Raw genomic sequence first — 26,873 nt, 5'->3', positions numbered from 1 at the left:
CCGACCGGGTATTCTTTTCCTGTTTCCCTCGCGGCGAGGCACTGCTCCTGATGGAGGTTCGGTGCCAGGTGGGGATACTGGTGAGCCTGTGTCGGCCGACATCGGTCGTGGCATCCGTGAAGGAGCCGCTCCGGTTCTGAAGGGGCGGCATCGGAAGAGGGGTGTGTGCCGGGGTATCCGAATGTCGGCCGCGTGCCGGCGGGCGGACGTTCAGTTCCTGTTTATCAAGAATTCGCTTCCGCGATTCGCGTGATACGACTTTGTGTCATCGGGAGGCGAAGTCCTGGGGTGCTGAGCACGGAGGAGCAGGAAGAAGTGAGCCTTCCGGGATGAACACATTCTTCGCGAACCGGCGCTGGAAAGGAAGAGGGAACTCGTCGCGCTTCTCAGGGCCAGGGGCGGGGCGCTCTTCGCCGGCCCCGGGGCCGAGGGGCGGTGCCGGACGGGCCCGCCCCTCGGCCGCCGCCGCTGAGCAGGCGGTACGCCGGGTCGTCGTGGAACGGGTCCTGGATTGGGTGGGGATCAGGGGTGTCGCGCGCTGGCGCAAGGGCCGGCCGTGGTCACGCCGGTTCTTCGAAGTAGCGGACGTAGGCGTTGGACTGCGCGGCGCAGTCGTCGAATACCTGCTCGCCGGACCATCCGCGCGTGGCGCGCAGGCGCGGGATCGCGTCGGCCGTCGCAGGGTCGTGGCCGGTGAGGGTGCCGTCGTCGTGCAGCGTCAGAAACGGCCGTGTCCGCTGCGTGCGGCGGTCCTGGACATAGAGCACACGTGTCACCGGCCGCCCCCTGGGAAGAGGCTGGCGGTCCCTCGTGCGTTGCGGGCCAGCATGTCGAAGCGCTCCATCATCTCGTCGAACCATTCGGACCGGCCCAGGCGGACGAACTCGCCGTAGAGCCCGGCGAGCCGGGTCCGCAGGAACCGGATGTCGGCCCGCGTCAGCGGGTTGGCGATCCACTCATTGGCCTCGAAGTCGTAGAAGGGCCGCATGCCGTTGGTGTAGGCCAGCCCCTCCAGGTCGGTGGGGTCCTCCGGTGTGTGCTCGTACTTGAACCAGGCCTTGCCGTGGTCGATGCCCGCCACGTGCCCGTTGCCCTGGTCCAGCCAGTTGCCCGGATTGCGGTCGCCGTTGGCGATCAGCAGGTCCAGCAGGCCCAGCACGTGTCCGTCCCGCGTGTTCAGGAGCGGGGATCGCGGGTTGTCCAAGTGGGTGAACCCCGATACGCCGTTCATGAAGTGCATGAACAGCTCGAACTCGCCGATGCGCAGGACACCGGGGACGTTGGCGCCGATGGCGCGGCCCACCAGCGAGGCGAGCTGTTCGGCGTCGGCGCGCTCACGGGCGAAGGTGGTCTCCTCGGTGTCCTTGTAGACCGCCTGCGCGCCGTTCTCGAAGCGCATGAGCGAGGTGTTGCCGTCGGAGCCGTCCTCGACGAGCTGCTCCTGGCTCACCACGTCGAATCCGGTGGTGGCGGCGAGGTCCTGGATACCGGCGAAGGTCCCGTTCCACAGCATGAGCGCTGCGGTCCGCTCGTCCTGGTTCCCGTCCTGGTCCTGGGTGGTCTCCTCGGTCGGGGCCGCGCTCTGCTGGTCGTAGGCCGCCGTGGAGGTGTCGTGGGTCCCGGCGGGGTCCTGGGTGTACTGGATCGGGGCGGGGTACTGGGAGACCTGGGTTCCGGGGGGGTAGGCCGGGCCCGGGGCGGCCTCGTGGCCGTCGGTGTCCGTGTACTGCTCGGAGGGGTCGGTCTGCGTGCGGTGGCCGCGGCGGTTCCGGTGGTGGCCCGCCATGAAGACCTGGACCTGGGCGTCCTGGGCGGTGTGGTGGCCGATGTCCTCGGGCCGGTAGCGGTAGGTGAGGTCGGCGATGACGTCCTCGACCGTCGAGGGCTTGTCGTCCTTCTTCTTGTCCGCGGCGATGAGCGCGCCGAGATCGGGCCCGGTCGGGGGGTTGCCGCCCCACGGGTCGCCGGAATCGGCGAGAGCCGGCTCCTGCGTGCGCACCGCCGGCGCAGGGCCGTAGAAGTCGTCGTCCAGGGACATGCCGTCGTCGCTGTCGTCCGAGTCGGAGTCGGAGTCCGAGGTCAGGTCCGGGAGCGAGTCGGTGTCCGAGTCGGCGTCGTGCTGGGCCGGGTCGCCGCTGTCGTGGTTGTCGCGGTCGCCCCGGCCGTTCCGGCCGTCCCCGCGCGAGGAGCTTCCGCCGTCCCCGTCCGTTCCGCGGCCCCTGTCCTCGCCCCCGCGCCTGCGGTCGCCCTCGTGCCCGGTGCCGGAGTCGCGCTCGCCGTCGGAGCGGTGGTCGTCGCTGCCGTTGTCGTCGCCCCGGTCGCCGCTGCTGCCCGAACCGTCCTCGTCCCGGCTCCCGCCCTCGTCGCCGTCCTTCTTCCGGTCGTTCTCGGACGACGTCCTCCCCGGTTCCGTGTCCGCCGGGATCTGCTTCCGCAGTTCCCGTACGTCGGCGGCGTCCTTCCGGGCCTTGTCGGCGAGTTCCTTGGCGTCGTCGCGGGCCTTCCGGGCGGCCTTCGCGGCTTCCGCGGCACGCTCGGACGCGGTCTTCGCCTTCTGGGCGGCCTCCTGCGCGTCCTCGTGTGCCTGACGGGCGTCGGTGGCGGCCGGGCGGGCGTTCGCCACGATCTTGACCGCGGAGTTCCGGGCCGTCTCGGCGATCTTCTGTGCGTCCCTCGCGCGTGCGGCGGCCTTTCGGGCGTCCTGCGCGGCGGCGTCGGCCCTCTCGCGCAGGTTGTCGGCCTCCTGGGCCGCCTTCTTCGCGTCCTCGGAGGCCTTGGCCGCGGTCCTCGCCGCCTCGCGGGCGGTCTGCTGGGCCTCCCGGGCACGTTCCCGCGCATGCTCCGCGTCCCGGAGAGCGGTGTTCGCAGGGGTGCCGGTCGTCTCCCGGCGGTCGGTGCCGGTCGACGCCGTCTGCGTCTCGGGGGAAGGGCGGGGGGTGTTCGCCGCCGCCTGGACCGCGCGGTCCGTGGCGGTGCGGGCCGCGCGGGCGTCGGTTTCGGCCTTGATGGCGTCCGCGGCCCTTTCCTGTACCTCGTCGGCCTTGGCCTTCGCCGCGTCCGCCGCCGCTTGGGCGTCCTTGGCGGCGTCGGCGGCTCCCCGTGCCGCCGTCCTGGCGTTCCGCGCGTCCCGGGCGGCCCGGTTCGCGTCGTCCCGGTGGCCGGACGCGCTCTTGTCGAGGGCCTCGGCCCACGTCTGCAGCTCCTTGGCGTCCGCGGCCATCCGGTCGGCCTTGGTCTTCGCGGCGTCCGCGTTCGCCTGCGCCGTCTCGGCCTCCGTCGCGGTGCTCTCCGCCTCCGCCCGCGCGGTGTCGGCGCGACCGGCGATCCCCTCCAGCTCGGAGATCAGGTCGTCGGCTCGGGCGCGCGCGTCCCGGGCGGTCGGGCCCCCGTCGGCGGACCGGTCCTGCCCGGACAGGCCGTCCACGGCGGTTCTGAGCGCCTGGTGCCGTGTCCGGGCCCCGTCGAGTTCGTTCCCGAGCCCGGTGACGGTCCGCGCGTGCCGCTCCGCGGTGCGCTGGGCGTCGGCTGCGGACGTGTCCGCTCCTTCCGCCTCGGAGACGGCGGTGCGGAGCCGTCCGACGAAGGTCTGATTATCGCGTACGGGCGCCGTCTCGGTGGCGTTGTCCCGGGTGGCGGTGATGTTCCTGTGGACGGTCGTGGCGTTGTCGTGCGCGGTGTCCGCCGCCTGCTGCGCGTCCTGTGCCTGTCGTACCGCCCCCGGCGCGGGGGCGCCGTCGGCACCGGGCACGGGGGCGCGCCCCTCCGGCCCGGCCGCGGGTGCTTCACCGCCGGAACCCTCGAGGAAGCGGTTTCCTGCCTGGAGGTCGGCCCTGCTGAGGTCCAGGGCCGTGGAGAGGCCGTTCGCGGCGACGCGTGCGTCACGGGCCGCCTGGACCGCGGTGTCCGCCACGTCGGAGGCGCGCTGGACCCGCGCGTCAATGGTGTCCGTGTTCCGCTCCGGGCCGTCCTCGGTGTCCCGGACGGGGGAGTCGGACGGCGGAACTTCGAGGTTCAACGCCATCCGGAAGTGGTCGACCAGGTTCTGGTGCGGTTCCGTGGGCGCGGGCTCTGTGGGCGCGGGCTCTGTGGGCGCGGGCTCTGTGGGCGCCGGCTCTGTGGGCGCGGGTTCCGTGGGTGCGGGTTCCGTGGGTGAGGGCTCCGGGGCCGGCGGGGTCACGGTGATGCTCGGCAGGGGCCCGCCGGTGGTGGTGACGTCGCCGGTGTTGCCGGTGCTCGTGGTGGTTCCGGAAGTGACACCGGTGTTGCCGGTACTGCCGGTGGCCGTGGTGCCGGTCGTGCCGGTGGCCGTGGTGTTGCCGGTGCTGCCGGTGGCCGCAGTGGCGTCGGCGGGGGCCGGTGCGAGGGTCGGCCCTCCGCTGCCGTCGCCGCCCGACGTGCGGGCGGGGGGAGCGGTGCCGCCGTCCGTCCCCTGCCCGACGCCCCCGAACGTGGTGCGCACGGTGTTCGTGGCCGCTCCCAGGGCGTCGATCTGCTCGTTGAAGGCTTTCAGGGCATCTTCGTACTTTTTCTCCTGGTCTTCGTAGGCCGTCCGGGCGCTCTCGTTGTCCGGCTTGTCGGCGTACCGCTCGGCCAGGCCCTCCAGCGGGGCCCGGGTGTCGGCGTACTCGGCCTCCGCCTCGGTGAACTCCTTCCGAGTCCTGGCCAGCTGCTCCACGACGGGGGCCGTGTCCTCCGCCTGGTCCGGCGTGAGGAAGCCCATCGCGATCGCGTCGGACTCCGAGTACCACTCGGCCGTCCGGATCGTGACCTGGCCCATGGCCCAGCGGGTGGGACGGGAGGAGGGCGAGGTCGACAGAAGGCTCGGGTCCTCCGAGCGGAAGGCGGCGGGCGTCCTGAGCTTGCTGCCCGCTGCGAACGCCCAGGTGGTGTCGTGCTCGATGAGGTAGACGGGCCCCTGGCGGAGTTTGTCGGACTCCTGGTAGCCCTTGACCGCCTGGTTGGAGCCGCTTCCGGACCCGTTGGACGAACTGGTGTTCAGTCCGGCCGTACCGGTGTAGTTGCCCTCGTGCCCGTCGTAGGGGATGCCCTCGACCTCGGTGCTCAGCCCGGAGGGGCGCATCTCCGCCCCGCGGCCCCGGCTCGCGCCGTGGGAGGCGCCGGCGCTGTGCGTCCGGGAGCGGGTGCGGGAGTCGCTGACCTGACCGCCCGGCAGCGCGTCCAGGATCTTCGCCCCGCGGGTGCTCGCCACGGCCTTGGCGCCCCACTGGGTGCGCTTGAGGTCCGCGAACTGCACCCCCTCCTGCTCGCGCGAGGCCGACTGGACCACCGCCTTGACGGCCCCCTTGCTGAAGCTGTGGTCGATGTCGTTGTACACCGGGTCCTGGCCGTACTCGGCGGCGAGGTAGGCACGCGCCTCTTTCGCCTCGGCGCTGGTGCGCTCCGGTTTCGCCGTGGCGGGGGCGGGCTCCGCTCGCGTGTCGGCGGGGGTGGTCCGCCCCTCGGCGGGGGTGCCGGCGGACGGCTTCCAGCCCAAGGACCGTGCGAAGACGATGTTGGCCTGGTCGCGCAGGGCCTGGCCGTCGTTCTCCACCATGGCCGGCAGTGCGAGGGCGGAGTCGTGGCCGGGCCTGGGACCCGCCTTGTCGGCCCAGGCGCGTAGCAGGTCGGGCACGGAAGCGTCCTTGGGGACTGTGGGCAGCTGCGTCGCGCCGTTGTCCGAAGGAGGGGCGGTGGCCGGGTCGTCCCCGGTGGTGTCGTCGCCCTCCGGGGCCGGGGGGGTGTTCCGGTCGGTCCCGGTGGATTCGGTGCCCTCCGTGGACGTGGTGGCGGCCGGGGCGGGTGGCGGCGACAGCAGGTCGGCGCCGGTTCCCCGCGTGTCCCCCTCCGTGACGGTGGTCGTGGTGGTCTCCGCCGGGGGGGCGAAGTCCATGTACGCGAACGCGTACAGCGTGTCGACCTGCCCGCTGTCCGCTTCGCCCGTGTAGGTCGCGCGCGGCGGGTTGCCGCTCTGCCCACCCTTGGGCGCGCCGAGTTCGAGGGTGAGGGTCATGGTCGTGTCCGCGCGGACCTTCGCGAACGGGGTGTCCAGGTGCAGCTCGATGGTCCGGGCGTCGTCCCGGGACTCCCCGGAGGTGCGGCTGTCGTTCGTGGAGGAGGACAGCGATCCGGCGGGGGCGGCGAACAGCGGGCGGTCGCCCGGCTGCTGGTCAGCCCCCTGGCCGTCCTGGGGGTAGGAGGTGGGTTGCAACAGCACGGCGTCCAGGCTCGACGAGTTCCCGGTCCCCCTGGTCTGTGAGCCCGCCTGGGTCTGCGTCCACTTGTGCGACTCGATGTAGTAGCCGGACTGGCCGGGGTACGAGACCTCGGCCGGTTTCGGGTCCCTGGTCAGGTTCACGAAGACTTTCGCCTCGGTGCTCCAATGCTGTCGCTGCGGCCCAGAGTCCGGCCCGGACTCCGACCCCAGCGCGTGGACCTCCACCGGCACCGGGACGGTGGAGTCGGGGTTCTGGCCCAGGTGCGTGGTCAGTTTCTGCAGCAGGTTCTCGCGTGACTGCTTCGTCAGCTCCAGGCCGTTCGAGGCGAGGTCGTTCACCAGGTTCTGGAGGGCGCCCCCGGGGTCGGCGGGATGGAGCTGCCTGCCGTTGTCCTCGAACCCGGGGCGCACCCGGGCGTTGTCGGGCTTCTTGGGGTTGGGCTGTGCGCCCAGGTGCACCTTGTCGCCGTCGCGGATCGCCCGGTCCTGCACCAGCTTGTCCTGATGGGCGTCGCGGGAGTGCACGTAGCCGGCGAGCAGGTCCTTGACGGGGGCGGTCCACCCGAGGTAGAGGGTCTTCCACGTCAGGGTCGGTCCGATGCTCCAGTTCTTCAGGAACTCGAGCGCCTGCGTGAGCTTGCCGGAGGCGCGGAAGGCGTACGTCTTGGTGTCGTTCGGGATGAACAGCACCGACGACGTGAACGTGGTCGCCTGGGTGTTCGACCTGCCCCGGGAGAAGAACGTGCGGGTGTGGGAGGGACCGACCAGCGGGATCGGCCGGACGGCCTCCTTGGGCAGGGAGTCGTCGGTGGGGTACGGGTTCGGGTTGCGGCCCCCGCTGCCTCCGAACCTGAGACCGACGCTGCGGGTCAGGGAGGTGGTGGTGGACAGGGTCGTCTCGCTGCTGCCGCCCCACCGCATCTGGGCGCCGACGGGGCGCAAGTCGGTGACCTCGTCGGCCTCGACCTTCGTGGCGATGGTGACGCGGATGCCGTGCGGCGACCAGAGACCGCCGCTCATCTCCAGGCGCATCCGGGAGCCCCACGATGTGGCCGCGCTCTTGCTCGCGGCGAGTTCCTCCGCCGACGAGTGGTTCTCGAACCGCAGACCGTTCCCGGACGCCCGGGAGAGGAACGATTCGAGCTTGCGCCGGAATCCGTCGTGGAGGCCGCTGCGCGTTTCCGAGAAGGTCCGGAACGTCTCCTCCAGCAGCCCGCGCATGCCCCGGCTGCCGGTGTCGAAGTGGGTGTTGACGCGCTCGACGGTGCCGCCGATGCGGCGGATCGCCCGGGCACGGGTCTGGGCCAGGGGCAGCGGGCCCTGCTGGGGCCCACTCTCCGGGGTGCCGTCCCCGCCCTGCTCGTCTCCGGGCGCGATCGTGTCCGGCGCCGTTCCGGTGGTGGTGTCGGTGGTGGTGCCGGGGGGAGGCGGCGGGGAGGGGACCACCGCCCGGTTGCCGTCGGTGCCGGTGGTGGTCGCGGTATCCGCGGGAGGCGCGGTGGTGTTCTGGGCAGGGGTGACGGTCTCGGAGCCTCCGCCGAGCAGGCGTTCCCAGGTGTGGACGGCCCCGTCCCGGATCACGGTCCAGCGGCCTCTCCGGTCATCGCCCGGCGTGCCGTCGGAGGTGGTCCGCGGGACGAAGTCCCCGCGGACCACGTTCCGCGACTGCTCGTACGTGAGCCGTTGCCGGCCCCCGGTCGTGTCGGGCTCCGTGTTCCCGGAGGTGTCCGTCCGCGTGGAGTCCTGTCCCCCGGTGTCGGCGGTGGTCTCGGGGGTGTGTCCCTCCGGTTCCCCGGTCCGGTCGTCGGGGGCGGTGTCGCGGGTCGTTCCTGCCGGGTCGGGCACGGTGTCCGGGGAGTCCGAGGCCGTCGGGGGCGCCTTGGGTGTGAGAAGGACCGTGTGGGTGTCCAACCCGTCCTTCAGGAGCGGGGCGCCGTGCTCGCGCTGGGGCCGGTCGTCGCGTGCCATCCCGATGTCGTCGTGCTCGAACAGCCGTGCGGTGAAGCGGGTGCGGGACGTCCACACGTCGGAGTCCCCGCTGAACAGGACCGTCTCCTCGGAGCCGTGGGAGAGGCTCTGAACGGCTTCCTTGCTGGTGCCCCAAGAGGTGAGCAGCGCGATCGCCGGGTTCCCCAGGACCCGGGGGACGCCGCGTGCGTCGGCGCCGGCGTCGGTGCGCACACTGCCGCCCACCGTGGTGCTGACCGAGTGGTTGAGGCTCGCCCCCTTCGTGGTCCTGATGCCGGCCGATCCCCCGAATCGGCCGCCGCCGCTGGCGGTCGTGTCGAACTGGTGCACCAGGGGGTCGAACTCGCCGTAGACGCGCAAGGTGACGAAGTCGGGACGCAGCCCCCTGTCCTTGATGAGCGTCGTCAGGTCGATCACGGCGGTTTCCTGGAGGCGGACCGGGATGCCGTCGCCGGGCAGGTTGTACGCACCGCTCTTGAGACTGGACTCGGAGAGCGCCTTGATGACCTTGAGGGTGTTCTCGCGTGCCACGTCCGCGTTGCGGCGCAGGCCCCAGCGCTCGCGGAAGCTGCGGACCGCGTCCGGTGCCATGTGGCTCGGGCGGACGGCGTAGTTCTTCCTGCTCCTCCCCAGGTCCGGGATGACCATGCCGGGGTGCTTCTCGGCGATGCCCTCGAGCACGCGGTACGCCAGTTCGTCGTAGAACGAGCGCTGCGGTGCGTCGGGCTTCGGGGGGTCGACGTCCGCGCCGTCGTTCCCGGTGGTGCTTGCCGTGTTCGCGGCCCCCGTGTTCGCGGCGGTGCCGGTCGTGTCGGTGCTGTCCGTCGCTTCGCCGCGGTTCTCCGGTGTGGCCGGGGAAGCTTCGCCGAACCCGAGTACGGTGGTCCCGCTCAGGTCCGTGATCTTGTCCGCGGGGCCGTTCGCCACGAGGTTCGGGAACGGGGGCCGGGGCGGCGCGGCCGGTCCGTCGGTCGAGGTCGGGGCCTTGGGGAGTTCGCCGTTGAGCAGGCGGGCGTCCTCGACCGTGAGCATCTCGACGGTGTCGGCCTCGAAGCGGTGCGCCTCCGACTCGCTGTCGAGGCGGACGTAGAAGTCGCGCTTGACGTCGTAGGCCGCGTGGCCGGCGGGGGCGTGCACGACGTGGCTGCTGGTCCCCGAGGCGGTCAGGGTGGTCCCCGTGCTCTTCTCGAACGTGGCCGAGTACTCCACGAAGGGCACGTCGAGCCGGATGCTCTTGCCGTTGGGCAGTTCCAGCCAGATGCCGAAGCCGCCGCCGATGGAGCCGGAGGCCACCGTGGAGCTCTTCACGGTGGAGGAGTCGCTCTTGACGAGGGTGTTTCCGTGGACGAAGTCGGCCAGGCCGGGGGCGAAGTCCTTGCGGTCGTACTCGGTCGAGACCGACCACATCTCCATGGTGCGGGGTGGGCGGGAAGAGCCGGTGGGGAAGACGATTCGGATCCGCGAGGACCCGTTGGAGATCTGCGGCAGGTACTGCAGCACCCGGTCGTTGTCGAAGGTCGACTCGATCCATGCGCGGTGCTCGTTGTCGCTCTGTTCCTTCTTGGAGGGGGTGCGGCCGCTGCCCCTGCCCTCGGGGCGGGGGCCCAGGAGGTGGTCGGCGAGCCAGGTGCCGAGGGTGTCCTTCCGGCCGCCGCCCGTCGTGGCTGTGGTGGTGCTGTCGCTGCGGTCGCCTTCGCCGCCGCGGTCGGTCCCGCCGTCACCGGACGTGGAGTTCCGGGTGGTTCCGCCGTCCGACGCCGACGAGAAGCGGGTGATCTCGAGCGGGTGGCCGGTACCGATGAACGGCCGGTTCACCGGCGGGCGGTTCCCGTTGGCGTCCGCCGGTCCGTTCTTGGGCACGATGTGCCGGGGCGCGTCGGAGGGCACCACCTCCCCGGGCAGGTTCATGCTCAGTCCGTTGTGCGAGATCCCCTCCCGCACGCGCGGGGCGGTGAGGCCGGGGCCGGTGACGGACGCCCGCATGTGCAGGTCGGCGACGTAGGGGGTCAGGGGGCCGAGCAGTTCGATGCCGGTGTCGGCGTTGGCGCTGGTCGCGGCCGACCCGGAGGTGCCGCGGACCTTCGCGCCGCCGCGCCCGCCGCCGGCGAGGATCGGACCCGCGTCGTTGCCGCCGATGCTGCCGACGTACAAGGGGTTCACCGATACCTTGCCGCCGACGGTCTTGCCCTGGCCGTGTGACCCGCTCTCGCTGGAGTCCACCCCGGGGCCGGCGTTGTGGAGCCTCAGCCGCCTGGAGTCCTCGCCGCCGCTCAGGGTCCGCATGTCGAAGCGGTAGAACTCGCCGTCCTTGGGGCGCAGGTCGATGTCGGCGCTCCACGTCTGTCCGTCGTGGGTGGTGCTGACGGTGTGCCCGCCCTCGCGCAGGAAGGGGCGGGGCCCGTCCCTGTCGAGGATGTCGACCACGCCGTTCAGGATCGCCCGCCGCGCGGGGGCGGGCATGTCCGGAGTGCCGGCGAGAACGTCGTTGACGAACCCGTGCAGGTGCTCGGTGAAGAGCATGTCCGGTCCGAGGAGGGTGGACGTGGTCAGGTAGCCCAGGTCGTAGGCCTGGCCCGCCCGGTCCGGAATGAAGTCGCTGGAATAGGTGAGACGCCGCGTTTCGCCTTCCTGCGGGGGCGGCGGTGCGTCCTCCCGGGTGCTCCGGTCCGGCTTGGTCGGCGTGTCCCCGAACCACCGGCGACCCAGGGACGAGAAGAAGGAGCGGGAGCTCTGCGGGTCCGGTCCGCCCCGGGTGTTCGGCCCGCGGCCGTCCCGGCCGCTCCGGTCCGGGTCCCTGTCGTCGTCGGTCCCGGTGGTGTTTCGGTTGTCGGTCGGGCCGCCGTCGCGGGTGACGGGGGAGTCGGTGTCGAGGGCGCCCAGCGGGATGTCCCTGCTGGTTCCGCCGAGGGGGACGGGTCCGGGGTCGCGGCTGGACTCGCCGGTGGTCTCCAGGACGGCCATGACGGTGGTGGGGCCGTCGGGTCGCAGCAGGTCGGCCTGTGTCTGGGCGAGCTCGTTGTAGGTGCGGTAGGCGTCGTTGGCCTCGCGCTGGGCCTGGTAGGCCTGGGCGCGCAGGTCGGCGGCGTCGGGGCGGCCCTGGCTCTCGGCCTCGCGGGTCTGGGCGACCAGGTCCTGGGCGCGCTGGTAGCCGCTGATCGCGTCCTTGATGCTGGCCGAGGCGAGTTTGCCGAGGCGGATGGCGTCGGCCATCCTGTCCGCCGCGGCCTGCGGGGAGAGGTTTCGCGGTCGGCCCGTGTCCTCGGCCATGGGGAAGGCCACGATGTCGTGGCGGCCCCGGCCGCCTCCGCGGGAGGAGCGGCCGCCGTTGCCGTCCGTTCCCCGGCCCCCGGTGCCGCGCCCGGAGCCGCCCCTGTCGCCGGACCGGCCGTCGCTGCTGCCGCCCTGGTCGCCGCCGTCGGAGCGGTCGCCGTCGCCGCCCTCGGACGAGGTCCTCGCCGGACCCCCGGCCGCCGGAATCCTCTCCAGAAGATTCCGGACGCTCCCGATGCGCCTCCGGGCGCTGTCGGCGATCTTCTCGGCGTCGTCGCGGGCCTCCCGGGCGGTCTCCGCGGCCTCGGCGGCACGCTCGGCCGCGGCCTCCGCCTTCTGGGCGGCCTTCTGCGCCTCCTGGTGCGCGCGACGGGCGTCGGCGGCGGTACGGTCGGCGGTCTCCACGGTCGCGTCGGCGGTGTTCCGGACCTCCTGGGCGGTCTCCAGCGCCTCCTCGGCCCGCGTGGCGGCGTCGGCGGCCGACTGCCCGGCGTCGTCCGCCCGGGCGCGCAGGCGGTCGGCCCGCTCGCCCAGTTGCCTCGCGTCCTCCGCGGCCCGCTGCGCCGTCGCGGTCGCCTCGCGGGCGGTCCGCCGGGCTTCCTGGACCCGGGTCCGCGCGTCCTCCGCGGCCTGGCGCGCCGCGTTCGCCCGCGGGTCCGCGGTCCCCCGGGAGCCGTCGGTCGTGTTCGGCGCGGCCTGGGTGCCCGTGTCGCCGGGAGCTCTGCCCGGCGGGTTCGTCGTTCCCCGGGGGCCGGCGCTGCTCGACCCCTCGCCGCCGGTCGGGTCGGTCGTGCCCGGCGCCGTCTGACCTCCGGGGGAGGGGCGGGAGGCGTTCGCGGCGGCCTGGGCCGCGAGGTCCGCCGCGGTACGTGCGGAGAGGGCCTGGGCCTCGGCCCGGGCGGCGTCCCCGGCCGCGTCCTCGGCGTCCGTCCGCACCTCGTCGGCCCTGGTCGCCGCCGCGTCCGCAGCCGCACGGGCCTCCCCGGCGGCGTCGGCGGCCCCCCGTGCCGCCTCCCTGGCGTTCCGCGCGTCCTGGACGGCCCGGTCCGCGCTGTCCCGGTGGGTCGAGGCCTCGGCGTGAACCCCCTCGGCCCAGGTCCGCAGGGTCTCGGCGTCCGCGGCCATCCGGTCGGCCGCGGCCTTCGCGGCGGCGGCGTCCGCCTGCGCCTCGGCGGCCTCCGTCGCGGTGCTCTCCGCCTCCGCCCGCGCGGCGTCGGCGCGATCGGCGATCCCCTCCAGCTCGGAGATCAGGCTGTGGGCCTGGTCGCGCGCGTCCTGGGCGGCCCGGTCCCCGCCGTCGGACCGGTCCTGACCGGACAGGCCGTCCACGGCGGTGCTGAGCGCCTGGTAGCGCGGCGGGGTCGCGTCGAGGTCCGTCCCGATCTCGGCGACGGTGTCCTCGTGCCCGTCGGCGGTGTCATGGGCCTCGGTCGCGGCGGTGTCCGCGTCCTCCGCCTCGGAGGCGGCCGTCCTGACCCGCTCGATGAAGGCGCCGCGATGGGGCTCGGGCGTCGTTGCGGTGGCGTTGTTCCGGGTGGCGGTGATGTCGTTGTCGGCGGCGGTGGCGTTGTCGTACGCGGTGTCCGCGGCCGTCCGTGCGTCCTGCGCCTGGCGTATCGCCCCCGGGGAGGGGGCGCCGTCGGTCGCGGGCGCGGGGGCGCGTCCTCCGGTCCCGGCGGCGGGTGCTCCGCCGTCGGAGCCCGTGAGGATGCGGATACCGTTCCGGAGGTCGGCCGTGCCGCGGTCCAGGGCGGTGGAGAGGTCGTTCGCGGCATCGCGTGCGTCACGGGCCTCCTGGACCGCGGTGTCCGCCGCGTCGGAGGCGCGCTGGACCCGCGCGTCCACGGTGTCCGTGTCCTGCTCCCGGCCGACCTCGGGGCTCCGGAAGCCGTCGGAGTCCGGCGCGGGGGTGTCCGACTCCGGCGCGCGGAGGTTCAGCTCCGACAGGAAGCGGTCGGCCAGGCCCTCGCCCGGGCCCGTGGGCTCCGGGGCCGGCGGGGTCACCGTGACGGTCGGCCGGGGTCCGCCGGTGGTCGTGGTGGTGGCACCGGTGTCCCCGGTGGTCGTGTCCCCGGTGGCCGGTGCGCGGTTCGTCCCTTCGCCTCCGTCGCCGCCCACCGTGCGCACGGGGGGAGCGGTCCCGGCGTCCGTCCCCTGCCCCGCCTCCCCCAGGGTGGTGCGCGTGTTGTTCACGGTCTCGATCAGGGCGTCGATCTGGTCGTCGAAGTCGGCCAGGGCCTCTCTGTACCTGTGCTCCTGGGCGTTGTAGGCGTCCTCGGCGCTCCGGTCGCCCGGGTTGGCGGCGTACCCCTCGGCCAGGCCCTCCAGCGGGGCCCGGGTGTCGGCGTACGCGGCCTCCGCCTCGCTGAACTCCTCCCGCGCCCGGTTGAGCCGGTCCATGACGGGGGCCATGTCCTTCGCCTGGTCCGGCGTGAGGAAGCCCATCGCGATCGCGTCGGACTCCGAGTACCAGCCGGCCATCCTGACCGTGACGTCGTCCACGCCCCAGCGGGTGGGCCGTCTGTGGAGCGGGGTCGACGGCAGGCTCGGGTCGTTCGGGTGGAAGGCTGCCGGCGCCTTGAGCTTGCTGCCCGCGCCGAACGCCCAGGTGGCGTCGTACTCGATGAGGTAGACGGGCCCCTGGCGGAGCTGGTCGGACTCCTGGTAGCCCTTGACCGCCTGGTTGGAGCCCGATTCCGCCCCGTGGGACGAGCTGGTGTTCACACCCGGCGCGCCGGTGTAGGTGCCCTCGTGCCCGTCGTAGGGGATGCCCCCGGTGGTCAGCCCGGACGGGCGGAGCTCCCCGCCGCGGCCCCGGCCCCCGCCGTGGGAGTCGCCGGCGCTGTTCGACCGGGGATGGACGCGGGAATCGCTGAGCTGGCTGCCCGGCAGCGCGTCCAGGATCTTCGCCCCGCGGCTGCTCGGCACGACCTTGGCGCCCCACTCGGTGCGGCCGATGTCCGTGAACTCCACCCCCTCGGCGTTGTGCGAGGCCGACGGGTACACCGCCTTGACGGCGCTCTCGCTGAGGCTGTGGTCGATCTCGTTGTACACCGGGTCCTGGCCGTAGGCGTCCGCCAGGTAGGCGCGCGCCGCGTCGGCGGTGGCCCGGGTGGGCTGCCCTCCCTCGGGGGTGCCGGGGGGCGGCTTCCAGCCGAGGGTCTGCGCGATGACGACGTTGGCCTTGTCGCGCAGCGCCTGTCCGCCGTCCTGCACCATGGCGGGCTTGGTGATGGCGGTGTCGTTGCCCGGCCGGGGGCCGGCGTCACCGGTCCACGTGCGCAGCGCGTCGGCCACGGACGCGTAGATGGGGGCCGGGGGCCGCTGCGCGGTGTCGCCCTCGGCGGGGGCCCGGTCCTCCCCGGGGGTGTCGTTTCGCGTCCGGTCGCCGGTGGTGTCGCCGCCCTCCGGGGCCGGGGGGGTGTTCCGGTCGGTCCCGGTGGATTCGGTGCCGTCCGTGGACGTGGTGACGCCCGGAGCGGGCGGCGGCGACAGCGTGTCGGCGCCGGTCCCCCGCGTGCCCCCCTCCGTGACGGCGGCCGTGGTGGTCTCCGCCGGGGGATCGAAGGTCATGTACGCGAACGGGTACATCGTCTCGACCCGACCGCTGTCCGCGGTGCCCGTGTAGGTCGTGCGCGGCGGGTTGCCGTTCTCCCCGCCCTTGGGCTCGCCGAGTTCGAGGGTGAGGGTCAGGGTCGTGTCCGCGCGGACCTTCGCGTACGGGGTGTCCATGTGCAGTTCGACGGTGTGGGCGTCGTCCTGGGACTCCCCGGAGGAGCGCCCGTCGCGCGTGGACGAGGACACCGCTCCGGCGGGGGAGGCGAACAGGGGACGGTGGTCCGGCTGCCCGTCCGACCCCTGGTCGTCCTGGGCGTAGGGGAGGGGCTGCAGCAGCACGCCGTCCGCGCCCACCGTGGTCCCGGTCCCCCGGTTCTGCGAGTGCGCGTCGGTCGCCTTCCACGAGTGCGACTCGATGTAGTAGCCGGACTGGCCGACGTACGAGACGTCGGTGCGGTCCGGGTCCCTGGTCAGGTTCACGTAGACCTTGCCCGGGGAGGCCGAGCGCATGGGCCGCGGCCCCGAGTCCGGCCCGGGCTCCGGCCCCAGCGCGCGGACCTTGACCGGTACCGGGACGGTGGAGTCGGGGTTCTGGCCCAGGTGCGTGGTCAGTTTCTGCAGAAGGAGCTCCCGGCCGCCGGCCGTCAGCTCCAGTCCGTTCGAGGCGAGGTCGTTCACCAGGTTCTGGATGGCGGCCCCGGGGTCGGCGGGCTGGACCTGCCTGCCGCTGCCCTCGAACCCGGGGCGCACCTGTGCGCTCTCGGGCTTCTTCGGGTTGGGCTGCGGGCCCAGGTCCACCCTGTCGCCGTCGCGGATCGCCCTGTCCATCACCAGGTCGGCCTGCTGCGCGTCGCGGGAGTGCACGTAGCCCGAGACCAGGTCCTTGACGGGGACGGTCCACCCGTGGAACCGGGTGTTCCAGCTCAGGGGCGGCCCGATGCTCCAGTTCTTCGCGAACTCGATCGCCTGGGTGAGGTGGCCGGAGGCGCGGAAGGCGTACGCCTTGGTGATGTTCGGGATGAACAGCACCGACGACGTGAACGCGGTCGCCTGGGTGTCCGACGTGCCGCGCGAGAAGAACGTGCGGGCGATGGAGGGACCGACCAGGGGGATCGGCCGGACGGCCTCCTTGGGCAGGGAGTCGTCGGTGGGGTGCGGGTTCGGGTTGCGGCCCCCGCTTCCCCCGAACTTGAGCCCGACGCTGCCGGTCAGGGAGGAGTTGGTGGACACGGACACCTCGGTGCCGCCGTTCCACCGCATCTGGGCGTCGACGGGGCGGAAGTCGGTGACGGTGTCGATCTCGACCTTGGTGGCGACGGTGGCGCGGACGTCGTGCGGTGACCGGAAGCCGCCGCTCATCTCCTGGCGGATGCGGGAGCCCGACGGCGTGGTGGCGCTCTTACTCGCGGCGAGTTCCTCCGCCGACAGGTGGTTCTCGAACTGCCGACCGCCTCCGGACGACTGGGAGAGGAAGGAGTCGAGCTTGAGCCGGAATCCGTCGTAGAGGCCGCCGCGGGGCTCGGAGAAGGTCCGGAACGTCTCCTCCAGCAGCCCGCGCATGCCCCGGCTGCCGGTGTCGAACTGGGTGTTCACGCGTTCGAAGGTGCCGCCGATGTCGCGGATCGCCCGGGCACGGGCCTGGTCCAGGGGCAGCGGGCCCTGCTGGGCCCGGTTGGCCGGGGCGCCGTCCCCGTTCCGGTCGCCGCCCGCCGAAAGAGGCTGCTGCGTCGTTCCTGTGGTGGTGTCCGCGGTGGTGCCGGGGGGAGGCGGCGGGGAGAGGACGACGGCCTGGTTGTCGTTGGTTCCCGTGGTGGTGCCGGGGGGAGGCGGCGGGGAGAGGACCACCGCCCGGTTGCCGTCGGCGACGGTGGTCGTCACGGTGCCCGCGGGAGGCGCGGTGGTGTTCGGGGCAGGGGTGACGACTTGGGCGCTCTCACCGAACAGGCGTCCCCAGGTGTGCACGGCCCCGTCCCGGATGACGGTCCAGCGTCCGCCCTGACCGTCGCCCGGCGTGCCGCCGGGGGTGGTCTGCGGGACGAAGTTCCGGCGGATCATGTCCCGTGCCTGCTCGGGCGTGAGCGGTTGCCGGCCGCCGGTCGTGTCGGGCTCCGTGTTCCCGGAGGTGTCCGTCTGTGCGGCGTCCTCCCCCCGGGTGTCCGCGGCGGTCTCGGGGGTGTTCCGCGTCTCCTGCCCGCCGGAGGGGGTGGCGGTGTCGCCGTCGCGGGCCGTGCCGGCCGGGTCGGACACGGTCTCCGGGGAGCCCGTGGCCGTCGGGGGCATCTTGGGTGTGAGGAGGACGGCCTCGGCGTCCATCCCGTCCCCCAGGAGCGGGATGCCGTGTTCGCGCTGGGGCCGGTCGTCGCGCGCCATCCCGATGTCGTCGTGCTCGAACAGCCGTGCGGTGAAGCGGGTGCGGGACGTCCACACGTCGGAGTCCCCGCTGAACAGGACCGTCTCCTCGGAGCTGTGGGAGAGGCCCTGGCTGGAGCCCTTGCCCAGGCCCAGGGAGGTGTTCAGCGAGGCCGAGGGGTTTCCCAGCACCCGGGGGACGCCGCGCGCGTCGGCGCCGGCGTCGGTGCGCACGCTGGCGCCCACGTTGAGGCCGACCGAGTGGTTGACGCTCGACCCCTTCGTGGTGGTGATCCCGGCCGAGCCCGCGAACCGGGCGCCGCCGCTGGCGGTCGTGTCGAACTGGTGCACCAGGGGGTCGAAGTCGCCGTAGACGCGCACGGTCACGGCGTCGGGACGGGACCCCTTGTCCCGACGGAGCATCGTCGGGTCGATCACGGCGGATTCCTTGAGGCGCACCGGGATCCCGTTGCCGGGCAGGTCGGGCGCACCGCTCCTGAGACCGGACTCGGAGAGCGCCTTGATCACCTTGAGGGTGTTCTCCTGGGCCACGTCCGCGTTGCGGCGCAGGCCCCAGCGCTCGCGGAAGCTGCGGACCGCGTCCGGGTCCATGTGGCTGGGGCGGACGGCGTAGTCCTTGGTGGTCCGCGCCAGGTCCGGGATGACCATGCCGGGACGGTTCTCGGAGATGGCGCTGAGCACGCGGTACGCCAGGTCGTCGTAGAACGGGCCCTGCGGCGGGGGAGGCGCCTGGGTCCCGCCGTCGGCGCCGTTGTTCTCCGTGGTGTTGTCCGTGTTTCCCGTCGGGGCGGTGGGGGGAGCGTGGCCGAACCCGCGTACGGTGGCCCCGCTCAGGTCCGTGGGGTGGTCCACCGCGAGGTTCGGGAACGGGGGCCGGGGCGGCGCGGCCGGTCCGTCGGTCGAGGTCGGGGTCTTGGACGGTTCGCCGTTGAGCAGGCGGGCGTCCTCGACCGTGAGCATCTCGACGGTGTCGGCCTCGAAGCGGTGCGTATCCGGTTCGCCCTGGATGCGGACGTAGAAGTCGCGCTTGACGTCGTAGGCCGCGTGTCCGGAAGGGGCGTGCACGACGTGGCTGCTGGTCCCCGAGGTGCTCAGGGTGGTTCCGGTGCTCTTCTCGAACGTGGCCGAGTACTCCACGAAGGGCACGTCGAGCCGGATGCTCTTGCCGTTGGGCAGCTCCAGCCAGATGCCGAAGCCGCCGCCGATCGAACCGGAGGCCACGGTCGAGTGCTTCACGCTGGAGGAGTCGCTCTTGACCGCGGTGTTGCTGTGGACGAAGTCGGCCAGGCCGGGGGCGAAGTCCTTGCGGTTGTACTCGGTCGAGACCGACCACATCTGCATGATCCGCGGACGGCCGCCGGGGAACTCGATCCGGATGTGCGCGGAACTGTTCGACATCTGCGGCAGGTACTGCTGGACCCGGTCGTTGTCGAAGGTGGACTCGATGCGGTCGCGGTACTCGTTGTCGCGCCGCTCCTGCCTGGAGGGGGTGTGGCCGCCGCCCCGGGCGCCCCCGGGACGGGGGCCCAGGAGGTGGTCGGCGAGCCAGGTGCCGAGGGTGCCCTTCCGGCCGCCGCCCGTCGCGGTGGTGCTGTCGCTGCGGTCGCCCTCGCCGCCGCGGTCGGTCCCGCCGTCACCGGACGCGGTGTCGCCGCCGGTGGCGCCCGCGGTGTCCCCATCGCTTCCGTCGTCGGATGCCGGGGGGACCGGGGAGAAGCGGGTGATCTCGAGCGGGTGGCCGGTGCCCATGAACGGCCGGTTCACCGGTGGATGGTTCCCGTTCGCGTCCACCGGTCCGTTGTCGGGCACGATGTGCCGGGGCGCGTCGGAGGGGACCACCTCGCCCGGCAGGTTCATGGTCAGCCCGTTGTACGCGGTCCCCTCCTGGACGCGCGGGGCGGTGAGCCCGGGACCGGTGACGGACGCCCGCATGTGCAGGTCACCGGTGTAGAGGTTCGGTGCGCCGAGCAGTTCGATGCCGCTGGCGGCGTTGGCGCCGGTCGAGGCCGATCCTGAGGTGCCGCGGACCTTCGCGCCGCCGCGCCCGCCGATGGCCGCGATCGGACCGGCGTCGTTGCCGTTGACACCGGTCATGTAGAAGGGGCTCATCGTGAACTTGGCGCCGACGGTCTTGCCCGCGCCGCGGGACCCGCCGTCGCTGGAGTCCACCCCCGGACCGGCGTCGTGGAGCCTCAGGAACCTGGAGTCCCCGCCACCGCTCAGGTTCTCGGTGTCGACGTGGTAGAAATCGCCGTCCTCGGGGCGCAGGTCGATGTCGGCGCTCCACGTCTGCCCGTCGTGGGTGGTGCTGACGGTGTGCCCGCCCTCGCGGAGGAAGGGCCGCGGCCCCTCCCTGTTGAGGGTGTCGACCAGGCTCTCCACGATCCCCTGCCGCGCGGGGGCGGGCATGCCCGGCGTGCCGGCCAGGACGTCGTGGACGAACCCGGGCAGGTGCTCGGTGAAGAGCATGTGCGGTCCGAGGACGGTGGACGTGGTCAGGTAGCCCAGGTCGTAGCTCTGACCGCTCCGGTCCGGCACGAGGCCGCCGTCGTAGGTGAGGGGCGGGGGCGGTGGCGGGCCCTCCTGGGTGCTCCGGTTCGGGTCCCGGTTGTCGTCGGTCCCGGTGGTGTTCCGGTCGTCGGTCGTGCCGTCGTCGCGTGTGAGGGGGGAGTCGGTGCCGAGGGGGCCGAGGGGTACGTCCCTGCTGGTCCCGCCGAGGGGGACGGGTCCGGGGTCGCGGCTCGACTCGCCGGTGGTCTCCAGGACGGCCATGACGGTGGTCGGGCCGTCGGGGCGCAGCAGGTCGGCCTGCATCTGGGCGAAGAAGTCGTAGGTGCGGTAGGCGTCGTTGGCCCCGCGCTGGGCCTCGTAGGCCTGGGCGCGCAGATCCTCGGCGTCGGGGCGGCCCTGGCTCTCGGCCTCGCGGGTCTGGGCGACCAGGTCCTGGGCGCGCTGGTAGCCGCTGATCGCGTCCTTGAGGCCGGCCGAGGCCAGCTCGCCGAGGCGGATGGCGTCGGCCATCCTCTCCGAAGCGGCCTGCGGAGAGGGGTTCCCCGCCCGGCCTGTGCTCTCGGTCATGGGGAAGGCCACGATGTCGTGGCCGCCCCGGCCGCCTCCGCGCGGAGCAGGCGGCTGCGACTCCTGACCCCACCGGTCAGAGCCCGGCAGGTCGTTCCGCACCGGCGCCGGTTCCCCCGACCGATCCGCGCCAGGACCCGCGGACGACACGGCAGGCGAGCTCACGGAGGCGTCATCAGCGTCATCGGGCGGGGTGAACCGCACCGGCCGCCCCGCCTCCACCGGAACCACCCGCTGCCCAGCCCGCCTGCCAGAAGCCCGGGCGAGGACATCGTCGGGAACGGGGACGCCGGAGCCACGCAGAACGTGCAGCACATCGGCCAGCGTCCCCTGCTTCCGCCACACCTTGAGCTGGTTGTACACCTCCATCGCGGACACCGGGACCTGTCGGCCGTCCGGAACGGTGACGGTGAGGTCCCGCGCCGGTGAGCGGTGCACCATCTGGTCGAACCCGACGCCGAACACATCCAGAGCCACACGCTCCAGCCCCGCCCGATCCAGGCCCGGGCCTGCGGAGACCGGCTGCAACCCGGAGAGCAAGTGGTGGGCGACATCTCGTAGCGCTTCGTCGGGCAGGGCTCCGATCCACTCGCCGCCCGCCACCTCCAGGCCGCTGTCGGCGAGCACGCCGAGCGCTTCGACCAGCTCGCCGTTGGAACGCCACTGGTCGATCTGCGTTCGCACGTCCCCGGCGATGATGGGAGGGCGCCCCTGAACGGCGGGAATGTCGTCGATCGGCCCGCGGCCCGCGGCGTGGTCGCGCTCAGCGGCGAAGACGGCCAGCGCGTCGACGTAGGCCAGCTCACTGGACTCGGTCAGCACGTCTTGGAGCTCGCCCCGAACGGGGTCGGGCAGCGCATCGGTCATGGCGGAGGCGGGCACGCGCACCCCGCTCCGGCCGACGAGATCCAGCGCCCGCGCCAGCCGACCGTCGGCCCGCCAGCGGCCGACCTGGGCGTCGAAGGCGGCACGGGCTTGGGCCGCGCGGGTGTCAGCGCCGGAGTCGGCGCCCCGCGCCGCGGCGTCCTCGGGAGAGACGAGCTGGTCCGCGACCCGCTCACCGTCCCACCCCCGGATCAGTTGGTCCGTGGCCAGGGCGAACCGGTCGAAGACGGCGGCCCGCCGCGGGTCGGACGCGTCCAGACCGGGCGCGAGGATCTGGATGACGTCCGACTTCACCTCGTCGGACAGTTCGGCGGCCCGTCGCGGCGGCGTGTAGTCGGATGTGCCGTGCTCCACGACCGAGGCGATCGTGTCGAGGTACCCGCTCAGGACAACGGGGTCGCGGCGTGCGTACAACCGCCCGTCGGTGCCCCGCTTCGCCCATGCGTTGCCCATGAGGCCGTAGCCGTGGTCATCGTCGCTGGGACGCACCGCATCGGCGTCCCTGCTCCCCCGGAAAACCGTTCCCGGCTGGAAGTACTCATCGAGCAGCCCCAGCAGGTGCGCGGTCTCATGGACACCCGATTCCACCGGGAACGTCTCGTTCCAGCTATGGGTGCCCATGATTCTGTCCCCCGGCCGGGCGTGCAGGTCGATCTCATGGTGGACCTGGGCAGCGGGGGTGGAGTCGTCTGCCAAGAGGAGGCGGACGTGCAGCTGGTCCCCGCTCCCGGGCGGGGCCGGCTCGGCACCCGATGCGGAATCGGCCACCTTCATGTCGTCCGGGTCCGGGACGCTCTCCTTCCCGAAGAGGGTGTTGAACAGGTCGTCACCGAGTTTGTGCATCCGGGTGCCGTCCGCACCCACCACGGTCCCGTCCCCGCGGACCCGGAACTGCCGGTTCCACATGGCGTCCAGCTTGGCCTCGTACGCGCGCACGTACGCCTCGTACCGCTCTGGCGTCAGACTGTCCTCGTCGCGGCGGATCCGAGGGCGGAAGGTGAGCTCCAGGACATGGGTCGGGCCCCCCTCCGTGCGGTGTTCCTCCGGAATCGGGATTCGCGCCCACTCGAACCTGCGGGTGGCCCACAGGGGGTCCATCTCCGCCTTGACGAACCGCTCCGGGTCGCCGGGCCGGGCGTCGGGGTTGTCCAGTACCGTCGCCGGGTCGACCGGGTCACCGTTGGCGTCGAGGTCGACGGGGTTGCCGTCATCGTCGAGGCCCACCGGGTCACCGTCGGGGCCGAGGTCCAGCGGCCGGGCCGCGCGGGAGTCGGCCATGGGTTCGGCGAAGTCGGCGTCCACGGATCTGCCCACCTGGTGGACCGGCGCCGCCGCCCGCGCGGCCTCCCACGCGGACGGGTCCGCCAGGCCGGTGTGCACCCGCGCGGGTTCAGCACTCCGAGGGTCGGACCAGCGGCGTGCCGGACGCGGCTCCACCATCGTCTCGATCCGCTCCAGCGTCCGCCGCGCCACATACGGGCGGTCCTCACCCCGCGCCGGATCCCCGTCCAGCATCCCCAACCGACGCAGTACCTCACCAACGCCCCGGCCATCACCATCCGCTCCCAGATCCGGCGGCACACCATCAGCCGCAGGCGGCACCGGAGACCAGACCAGCGTGGCGTGCGCCCCCTCAGAACTGGGGCTCACCAGATCGAAGCTCACCTTCAGCTGCTGTCCACCGCGCGGCAACACGAACTTGTCGTTGAACACCGCCTCGACATGCCGCTTCAACGCCATCGACGCATAGACCTGAGCCCGCATGTCCACACCCTGTTGGAGAAGAGCGCGGATCCGCAGCTTCACATCGCGAACCGAGGACGGATCCCCCTCACCCGCACCATCGATCTTCCTCGTCGTGGACTCGAAGAAGAGATTGTCGATCCGCACCTCAGCACGCATCGGACCATGGTTGGTGTTCACCTCCACCGTCAACGGAGGCGCACCCTCCGGCAGCTTCAGGTTCTGCGCGAAAAGGCTCGAGACCTTGCGTACCTGCGGCTGCGACTCCTGACCCCACCGGTCAGAGCCCGGCAGGTCATCCCGCACCGGCGCCGGTTCCCCCGACCGATGGTTGACCGGCGTCCCGAACACCGGAGCACCAGCGACATCCGGATCCGGAGTCCGCGCGGCACCGGTCACCGACCGATCCGCACCAGGACCCGCGGACGACACGGCAGGCGAGCTCACGGAGGCGTCATCAGCGTCATCGGGCGGGGTGAACCGCACCGACCGCTCCGCCCCCACCGGAACCACCTGCTGCACATCCCGCCCACCAGAACCACTGCCCTCTTGAGGAACCGGAGATCCGGACGGGGAGAGACCGAAGATCTCACCGTTGTCCGCGGGACGGTCCGGGTCGCGCTGGGTGTCGGGCCTGTTCGAGTCAGGGGTGACCTCAGAGGTTCCTTCGCCGCTCCGCTCTTGGCCGTCCCCTTCGGTGGTGGAGTCCCCCTCGTGCACGGATTCGGTGTCGTCGTCCGTGCGTTCGCCGTCCTCGCTGTCCTCGAGGTCGGATCGGTCGTTGTTCTCGTCCCCTGACCGGTCCCCGTCGCCTCGGCCCTCTCCGCCTCCGGAGCGGTTCCCGTCGTCACCGGGCTGGTCTGTGTCGCGGTCCTGGGATCGGTCGTCGTTCCCGGAGGATCCCTCATCGCGCTCGTCGGACTGTTCGCCGTCGCGGTCGGAGGGGTTGTGTCCGGTGTCCTCGGTGTCGTGTTGGCCGTCGCTGTTGCTGTCTTCGGCGGCGGGAGGCGGGGACTGTGGGGTGTCGCTCGATGAGGTCTGCTGTTCGGGGGCTGGTGCGTTGTCGGGGTTCGTTCGCTGTGCGTCCGTCGGGCTGTCCGGGGTGTCCAGGCCGGTGGAGTTTCCGGTGTTGTTGCCAGTAGTCGCGGACTCCGGAGCGGGCGGTGCGCTTTCGGTCGAGGTGCGCACAACGTCGCCGTCGCGGGTCGGGCGTTGTGCGGACGGGTCCGTGGTGCGGGTGTCGCCACCGGTGCGTTGGGGCGAGCGTTCACCGCTGTTGCGGTCGGTGGGCGCGGAGCGCTGGCCGGTGTCGGAAGCAGGGTTCTGCGGACCGGGCGCGGGGGGCTGTTGGCCCGCGGGCGTCGGGGCTGCCTGGTTGATCGGCGCAGCCACGACCGGCGCAGGGGTGTGCTGTTCCTGGCCGCTCCGCTCCTGGGGCGTGGTGCGGTCCCCGTGTTCGGTGCCGGGGTTCTGTGCCTGCGGTTCCGGTGCGGTCTGTTCGGCTGCGGGGGGCGGGGCCATCAGGGGGTTGTCGGGGACGATGGCGTTGAGGAAGTTGACGGTCAGGGGGCCGTCGTTCATGCCTGGGTGGAAGAGGTCGTTGCCCAGGCCGGGGTGTTTGGTCTCGGTGGTCCCGAGGGGGTCCTTGCCGGTGTCGGGGGCCTTGAAGGGGTCGGGGTAGGGGGTGCGGACGTCCTCGTCCTGGTGCACGCGCACGGTGTCGTCGTTGGGTTGGTGGCGGTCGTCGGGGTCGCCGAGGTCGGAGCCGCCGAACACGGAGTCGGAGTCGGTGTCGCTGTCGGTGTCGCTGTCGCTGACCAGGTCGGGGACGTCGTCGATGTCGGAGAGGTCGTCGCGGTCGCCGGTGTCCTGGGAGGCGGTGGCCGGAGGGTCGTCGCGGTCGGGCCGCCCGTCCTGCCCACGGTCGGGGCCGTTGTCGCGGTCGTCCTCCCGCGGGGGCCCGTCGCCGCCGCGTTCGGGGGAGTGGTCGCCGTTCTGGCCGGGGTCCCCGCCCGTCCACGGGTCGGGGGTCTGGGGGCCGGTGGGAACGTCGTTGCGGGTGTCGGCGCTTTCGCTCTGGGTCCGCTGCGGTTCGGGCGTGGACAGGTCGGGTTTGTCTTTGTCCTTGAAGAGTTCGGTGCCGTGCAGGATGCCGTCGGTGGCGCCTTGTTGGATGCCTGCCTGGGTGGCGCCGGCGGTGGCGGAGTAGCCGGAGGCCTCCCAGCCGCGTCCGTCGGCGAGGCTTCCGAGTCCTTCGCCGAGGTAGCCCTCGAGTGCGCCGGTGCCGATGCTGCCGCCGACCTGTTGGGTGTAGGCGCCGGTGGTGGAGAAGTACTCGCCCAGGGGTTTTTGCAGGCCCACGGGCACGTCGGCGAGGTGGTCGCGCATGTGCGGGGGTAGGCGGTCGCCGATGGTGTCGCGCAGGTGCTGGCCCAGGTTGGGGTCGTTCCAGTGGCGGGCCAGGGTGTCGGCGTAGTCGCGGCCCAGGTTTCGGGCTGCCGTGTCGCCGAGGTGGTCGCCGAAGTTGCGGGCGAACACCTCGGCGAAGTCCTGACGTGCTGCGGCGGCTTTGGCGGCGTTGTCGAAGGCTCCTGCGCCCAGGGGGCTGGCGGGGTTGTAGGGGGTGAGGAACTCGTCGTTGTGGCGGCCGAACACCTCGGCCAGGTCCTTGTTCAACGACGGAGAGGCGGGCGGGGTGTCCCGGGGTGCGGGTGTGGTCCCCGGGGTGTCCTTGGGCGCGGGGGAGTCCGGGCCCCGGTCCGGGGTGTTGGCCGGCGGGTCGTCCCTGACCGGCCCGGCCGGGGGGTCGTCCTTGGGCCTGGTGGGGGGTCCGTCGGGGCCACCGCCGCCGGGGGGTGGCGGGGTGTCGGTGTCGCGGTTGAGCGGCGGGGGGTCGTCCCTGACCGGCCCGGCCGGGGGGCCGTCGGGGGGACCGGTGGGCGGCCCGGGCGGGGGCCCGTCCGGGGTCTCACGGACCGGGGGTCCGGTGGGGGGTCCGACCGGGGGTGGTCCGTCAGGGCTGGTGCGGACCAGCGGTGGCGGGTCGGGCAGGTCGTTGAGGTGTTTGAGGCCGTTGCTGAACAGGTCTGTGAGGTGTTTGCTGAACAGCCCGTCCATGCCGGCGGAGAAGACCGCGGAGAGCACGCCCTCGAGGGCGGCGCCCTTGTGGGCGCTCGCGGTGAGGTTGCCGTCGCGGTGGTGGCGGGTCCCCCTGCCGATCTGGATGCGCTGGATGATGCTGTCCATGCTCGCGAAGATCTGGCTGATGATCTGGTGCCCGGGCACAGTGATGACCAGCCAGGTCAGGATGCGGCGCATGGCCAGGCTGCGGATGGCCTTGAAGATCGGGATCCACTTGAGCGAGGCGCCGAAGGTGAACTTGGCCATGGCGATGGCCCAGGCGATCTCGACCAGGAGCTGGACGAACTGGCCGATGACCATCATGTGCATGTACTCGACGTTGGCGCGGGCCTTGAAGAGTTCGGCGGACATGGTGGTGGAGTTGTCGCGGGCCGAGCCCACGTAGTTGTTCTCACCGCGGGTGAACTGGTCCAGGGAGCGTTCGTAGCGGTCGGCGGTGCGGCCGTCGAAGTAGCGGCGTGCGTGTTTGCGGCTGAGGTCGAACAGGTCCTCGAGCACGGCCAGGCGCTGGTCCAGGGCGGTGTAGATCTCCGAGGCGCGGCCGAGGTTGTTGATGCCGGCTCTGGGGACCTGGATGCCGGTGAGGACCTCGATCGCCTTGCGAGAGGAGTCGGACATGTTGTGGTCCAACGGCATACGCGACTCC

The 26,873-nt window shown here is 72.6% G+C and carries 2 protein-coding genes; both read right to left on the bottom strand.

Annotation, left to right across the window (positions count from 1 at the left end):
* Positions 1-560: 560 nt before the first annotated feature.
* On the bottom strand, positions 561-776 hold the full coding sequence (locus tag ACQPYD_RS22905) for a hypothetical protein (protein WP_267945573.1): 216 nt from the start codon (positions 774-776) through the stop codon (positions 561-563).
* Positions 773-26,863, bottom strand: a complete 26,091-nt coding sequence (locus ACQPYD_RS22900) for a hypothetical protein (protein WP_433697623.1) — start codon at positions 26,861-26,863, stop codon at positions 773-775. The genes ACQPYD_RS22905 and ACQPYD_RS22900 overlap by 4 nt, the downstream gene beginning before the upstream one ends.
* Positions 26,864-26,873: the final 10 nt, after the last annotated feature.

The organism is Nocardiopsis sp. CA-288880, assembly GCF_050955985.1.
GTDB classification, from domain to species: Bacteria; Actinomycetota; Actinomycetes; order Streptosporangiales; family Streptosporangiaceae; genus Nocardiopsis; species Nocardiopsis tropica.
This window is presented reverse-complemented; position numbering and strand designations above follow the sequence as displayed.

Coding starts and splice junctions, on each gene's coding strand:
- ACQPYD_RS22900 (WP_433697623.1), bottom strand. CDS start 26,863: ATGCCGTTGGACCACAACATGTCCGACTCCTCTCGCAAGGCGATCGAG.